The sequence below is a fragment of the Mannheimia kashgarensis genome, from assembly GCF_041807705.1.
Taxonomy (GTDB): Bacteria; Pseudomonadota; Gammaproteobacteria; order Enterobacterales; family Pasteurellaceae; genus Mannheimia.
Genome location: NZ_JBGTYY010000014.1, coordinates 45,450 through 51,719, shown reverse-complemented (window position 1 = coordinate 51,719; position 6,270 = coordinate 45,450). Strand labels below are relative to the sequence as shown.

The 6,270-nt window shown below is 36.3% G+C and carries 3 protein-coding genes and 1 pseudogene; 1 reads left to right on the top strand and 3 read right to left on the bottom strand.

Annotated elements, in window-relative coordinates; all coding sequences use genetic code 11:
- The first annotated feature begins 311 nt into the window (after nucleotides 1-311).
- Nucleotides 312-1,217, top strand: coding sequence for a helix-turn-helix domain-containing protein (locus tag ACERCF_RS07245; RefSeq protein WP_373625143.1), 906 nt, complete (start codon nucleotides 312-314; stop codon nucleotides 1,215-1,217).
- Between the two features lie 370 nt (nucleotides 1,218-1,587).
- On the opposite strand, the gene ACERCF_RS07240 is transcribed toward ACERCF_RS07245, so the two are convergent.
- The 3 genes and pseudogenes from ACERCF_RS07240 to ACERCF_RS07230 form a co-directional block, all read right to left on the bottom strand.
- Complete coding sequence (locus ACERCF_RS07240; RefSeq protein WP_373625142.1) at nucleotides 1,588-2,706, bottom strand: YdcF family protein; 1,119 nt, start codon at nucleotides 2,704-2,706, stop codon at nucleotides 1,588-1,590.
- A 54-nt stretch (nucleotides 2,707-2,760) separates the two neighbouring features.
- Nucleotides 2,761-4,689 (bottom strand): HTH domain-containing protein, encoded by a 1,929-nt coding sequence (locus ACERCF_RS07235; protein ID WP_373625141.1) that lies wholly within the window; start codon nucleotides 4,687-4,689, stop codon nucleotides 2,761-2,763.
- A gap of 306 nt (nucleotides 4,690-4,995) precedes the next feature.
- Nucleotides 4,996-5,832, bottom strand: a pseudogene (locus tag ACERCF_RS07230) (histidine-type phosphatase); the annotation flags it as partial.
- Nucleotides 5,833-6,270: the final 438 nt, after the last annotated feature.

Below are 6,270 nucleotides of genomic sequence, written 5' to 3'. Positions count from 1 at the left end.
TTTTCAATCAAGTCAATCAACAAGTGCCCACACAGATTGTCTGATAAATTGTTAAAGAACAAAAAAGAACGACGCACTGAACTTAAAACCTAACCGTTCACAACAGCGCGTCGTTGTGTGGGGTGTATTATACGGAAAACTAAAATCCTTGCAAGGGAATTTTTGAAAAAAGTTGCAAAAAATTTTAAAAAATTAACCGCTTGTTGAAAGTTTAAACCATTTGAAAAAAACTTCAGCAACAAGCGGTTAAATTTTAGATTAATTTTGCAAATCTTCGTATAATCAGCCATAAATAGGATAATGGAGGCATAATGGATTTTTTAGATCACTTTATCAAACTGCACCAAATTGAAGGCGATATCCAAGTTCTCTGCCGTTTTCAGGGCGATTGGCATATTCAAAATCCGCAAACGGAACAGCCGATAGGGGCCTTCCATATTATTTCCAAAGGGCAATGTTGTGTGAAATTGGAAGGCAAATGCCACCATTTACAGGCCGGCGATGTGATTTTTCTGCCTTATGGCACACAGCACGAACTGGCAAGTTGCCCGACTTTACTCGCCGTCAATCCCGATCAACTTATCCCGATTCAGCAGAGTACACTTGGGGGATTTACTCTTTGCCACCACCCGCAAAGCCACGACTTTGAGATGTTCTGCGGTCATTTCCACTATCGGTCGGCAGCCAACCACCCTATTTTTGAACTGCCGAAGTGGCACTTGTCTAGCAATAATCCCTCGATTTTCGCCCTGCTCACGCTACTTCAACAGGAGAGCGACAACTTGCTAGGCAATAAATCGGTGATCAACGCCCTTTCCAATGTGTTGTTTACCTATTTGATTCGTGATTATTTGCAACATCAACCGCTACAACACGGTATTTTGAGCCTGTTACAAGACAAACGGCTACAAAATGCGGTAAAAGCGATGATTGAACAGCCGGAAACGGCGTGGTCGATGGATCTACTCGCCGAACGTTGTGCGATGTCCCGCTCCAATTTTATTCGGGCATTTAAGGAGAAAAGTGGCGTATCGGCAGGGCAATTCCTCACTGAACTACGACTACGCAAAGCGGAGATGTTGCTCAACAGTAGCCAGCTTTCCGTACAACAGATCGCCCTTGCGGTCGGCTATCAATCTGAGGCTCATTTCAGTAAATTATTTAAAGCCTATAAACACTGCTCGCCAAGCCAATATCGAGCAGAAAATAAAACCTAGACATATTCCCCCTCGAAAAATTAGACTAAAAAGCCTACTGATTAGTAGGATGCCGATTTTTGATAACTAAATATAATCCATATATTAATCAGTCTATGATCGAATTTTACTATTTGAAATGGAAAAAATCTTTCTCTGTCCTACCGACATATTCGGCTTGGCAAACCGCATTGTGACATTATTCTAATATATAGCAATGTGCGTACTCAGCTAAAATTAAAAGGACTGAGTCCTTATAATATGGAGTTCAGTCCTCAAATTAAATCAGTTTAGCTTTTCGGGCTAGATTATTTTAGGGGAATTTATTTATGCGACAATAAATAGTAGTAAACCACCAATATCAAGAAAGGATTAAATAATAGCCTTGTAACTAATTGAAATCCCTTAACTCAAATAGCCCCATCGATCTCGCTACATTGATATAAGTATAAAGTGCCTCAACTTTGGCTTTTTCAGGTGTGCCAGGTTTGCCACCACCAACAGAATCCATTTCAATCGGATAACCTATATGTTGTGCGTATCCTTTTAATACTGCTGTGGCTCTCGGAATATGTTGTAATGTACCAATTCCAAGTACTTTTCTACCGTTATAGTTTTTCATTAATTGAATAATGCCAATAGCATTTCCTGGTGTATCTCGAGCAACTGGATCTAACAACAAGCGATCTTTTTCAATACCATTTTCACTTAACCATTTTGCCATCACATCTGCTTCGGCAAACTCCGTTTTGACTGCTCCGCCACTAACAATAATTTTTGCATGTGGGAATTTCTCTGCCATTTCTTTAGTTTTTTCTAAGCGATCTAGTAATAGTGGTGAAGGTGTCCCGTCTTTATTTGGTGTTGATCCAAATACAGCAATAGTATCTGGAACCATATCTGTTTGTGGTTCATTCCCATAACGCTCAGCCAATGTCTGTTCAGTGAAAGTAAGAATATCAGCCATTCTTTGTGCCACATCAGGATTGAGTTGTTTTAACGCAGAATAACGAGCAGCCTCCTGCTCGGAATCTTCTAGTACTCTAGCAGCTAACACACTCATCGCTAAAGCGTGAAGATCGCGAGGATTTTGACGTAAAATTTGATCCAATTGCGATAAGGCTTCTTGGTACTCTTTATTAATCAAATAAGCCTCCACTTGTAAGCGGTAAGTATTCAGATAATGGGGTTTCTCTTTAACTTTTTTATCTAATGAGGCATACATTGCTTGCCAATACCAACGGCGGAAGTTTAAAACCTCCTCTTTGAGGTAAGGATCGTTAATATAGTCGGGCGCATATTGAATAACTAGATGCTCAATCGGTACTCCCCTGCCATCTTCTTTACCTTTTGGGGCTGGCAATACTTTTGCTAAGGCAAAGTTAAACGCCTTATCATATTGACTGATATTTTCTTGGCTCAAATAATCAGCTGGTGTTGCCCAGCTATGCACACTCATCAAAGAGATGCCTAATGCAAGGGCGGAAAGCGTAGTTTTAAGTTTTTTCATAGAGACTCCTAATGAATAGTAAAAAATACTGTTTTCCCACCGCTTACAGCTTATTTATACCGTAAAGAAGAATTTATAATTTTTGGCCTCAGATAAGCAAAGCGGTAAAATATCACTATTTGGCTGAGCAATATTATTAATAACATTCAACATCATTTTTAATTTTTGAGGTTGCTCAATCACATTAAGGCTAATCACAATAAATTTGGTGTAGCCATATAATGTAAAATCCTCTCTGTTTTTGAAGTAGTGAATCTCAAATTTTTCTGTCTTGGCATTGAGTTGATAAAATAACTTAATCTTATCTTGTTTATTTTCTAATGTAATCTGTTCATAATTGAGATATTCTTGCTCGATATGAAACTCCGTAAGGCGATATTGTGTATCAATTTCAATTGATTGAATGTGAGGTAATACATCATCATATTGATAAGCGTGATAAAATACTTCATTAAGTGAATCAGCATATTCATTTTCAGTTAAATGACTATCAGCGAAATAGATTGGCTTGTAAGGAATATTCATATTTTTGCCATATTCATTGCAAAGATAGTAGTCATAGTTTTTTTCTTCCATTATGGCAAGTTCATATAGTACTTTGGTTTCAATCTTTAAAATATAATCAGAAAAATACCGCTTGATATTTAATTTTAATTGTTGCGTACTTAATCTACCATTCAGAGCAATAATAGCCAATCGAAGCGGTTTACGTTCTAACTCAATTCGATTAATCATTCCGGAAAAAATATCAAAAATAAAATACTGCTCCCGAATAGAGAGGCTGTACCCGTATGTTTTCTCAATGTCAGTGACTAATTTCTCCACCGTATGTGCTAAAACCGGATTTCGATGTAGCTCTGTTTGGTTAAATAACCCTAGATCTACATCGTCTGAAACCCCAAGCATTATTTTCATTGCGATAGGGATCAGCATTTTAAGCAGATCTTTATTGCAAGTTTCATCGTGAATTTCCGATAAATTTAAATAAGCTGATAATTGAGTAAAAATAAATCGATGAATTTCCCAAGCTTTATCCAACAACAGCGGATAATTATCCGAATTACAATCCTTAAAGCGGTAAAGATCAGTACTGGCAATCGCAATATAGGTCAGAAAGCGAATAATCTCCGGATTGAACTCAAAATTGCTGTCCTGTTCACAAAGCTGTTCAAGCAATTTAATCACAAACTGATATTCATTCGTCTGTTTATAATTAAAATTGAAATCAGGAAGCAATAATTCAGATTGTTGATTATAAAAATAGCGCAAATAGATAATAAACCGCTCAGCATAAATATCAGAAAAAACAACATTAAAATGCACTATCGTTTTGGCTAAGGTTTCACGGATTTTCTCAGTCAATGGGCAAGCAAAACGCTGTTCAAATTCTTTAATTCCAAATGGGTGATCAAGCTGAGTAAAGTATTTATATAGCCGTAACGTAAGCATTATTTTGCGATAATCTTCCCCTATAATCTTCATTCCGTGATGTGGTTTAGATTCCAATAGCAGACCATATTTCCCGAGTAATGTTTTAACTTGATTAAACTCTTTTGTTAATGAACTGGTAAAACTTAAATAGAGTTCACTTTGGAAGTCTTCGACTTTCAATGTACGCTGACTCACCATTAATCGGCGTAAGATCGCATTTACTCGTGACTCAAATTTATTATTTATTGTAATTGTTTGTGAGATTTGGAAATATTGTTTCAGCTGAATATGTAATTCTTCACTCTGGATTAAGAGTTTATAACCATAAAATGGGCGCGAGAAAATATGAATACCGTAGGATTCAAGTTTTTCTTTTAATAATTTGATCTCTTTTTTTACTGTTCTTACCGAAAGCTGTAATTCATCAGACAGTGCATCACTATTAATAAATTTTTCACTTCTTAGTAGTAATAAAAATAACGATTGAAATCGGCGATGACGGCTTAATAGTGCTAAAATCTTTTTTACATCGGTTTGAATATCTTGTGACATAACATTTCCTTATGGGTGTCATCATTAAATAGGATTTCGCTAACCCTTTCAATTTTAAGGCTTGCACGATATCTAGTGAATTAAGGTATGATACCGAATTTATCGCTGGAAGCCTTAACATCAGAGAAAGGAAGTAAAGTATTGAGGGTTCTAGCTGCTGTAATATCCAACAAAAAAAGCTACCTTATTGATCGGCAGCTTTTAAGTGTAGTCACATTACTGAAGTCGTAAACGGCATCTTTCTAAGGGGCAATTGGTGACTACCCCTACTTTTTATGTACCTTCTGGGTTCTATTTGTCAAAAATTCAAAGAGTATCTGCAATGCTCTTTTCCAACAACTGCTTAAATTCCATATAATCACATAATCCATATTGGTCAGCTTGGCAATAATTCGAAATCAAAATGTAATGTTGTGCTGGTTTGTCAAGGCTTAATGGTATCGCTTGACGAATTTGTTCAGTAGATTGATACACATATTCCAATTTAACTTTTTTCGCTTGGCTGCTTTTTTCTTTCCACAATTCAATAAAGACCTTTCCACCAATTGGCGTTTGTTCATATTGATGTGCTAATTTGTAAGATTTAATATTCAATGCAGAAAGAAGAGCAATAATGTTGGAATCGTGTCCAACTAAGAGTGTAATTTTGTTTTCACTGTTGAGATCTTGCTGAATATACTTTAATAACGGCAATGAAATATGTTTGGCAATAAATGGATCCCCTCTTAACATAAATTGATAGTCGTTTTTAATTTGATTTATCGCTTGCCATTTCTGCTCATTATCAAGATGATTATTGGCAATTTCATTTAGTGGCACGCCTTCATAATATTGCAATAATAAGGCATCTACAATATTTTTTCCTAATCGCATTGTACCTGAAACACCTGGTTCTTTATCCTTTTTAATCCTTAATTTTCCAATATCATTAAGAAATTCGCACTGTCTTTCTGTCAGACATTTTTCAGAATGAGTATAATCAATGATCTCACTTAATAAGCGATATGATGAAGTTAAATTTTGATGGGTTTTATTGAGATCAATTTTGCTTAATGCCTTTTGTACAAAGGTTTCGTCATCAGTGCAGATAATCGGATTAAAAACAGGATCCATTTTGCCAATCTGTTGTTGATGTTTAACCTGTACATTACAACCTGAAAAGCCGCCTGCAACTAAAGCTTGTGCAGTAGCAACTGTACGCTGGCATAAACCTCAATCTGCTGTCCACTTTCACAGCGGGCTTTGTCCAATAATCCGTTATGTGTAAGCCATTGGCCGAGATACTGCCCAAAATAGGTTTCCAGCAGTGTCCCCTTATGAGTTAAATAGCCAGTCGGTACGCTCCATTCCGCCCATTTATAAGGGGTTGATTTTTCGTAAAACGTATCATAGCAGCTCCTTATTATGGATAAGTGGTTTTCATTTTATTCCAATGTAAGAGAAGAAGAGGAAAAAACTATTTTCCATATCTACGATTAGTATTAAATCGTATTTAAATTTACCTTTCCATTTCAGGAGTTACACGATATATAGTGAATGAAAAAATCTACCGAATTTCAAAGAAATACCACTTCTAGACTC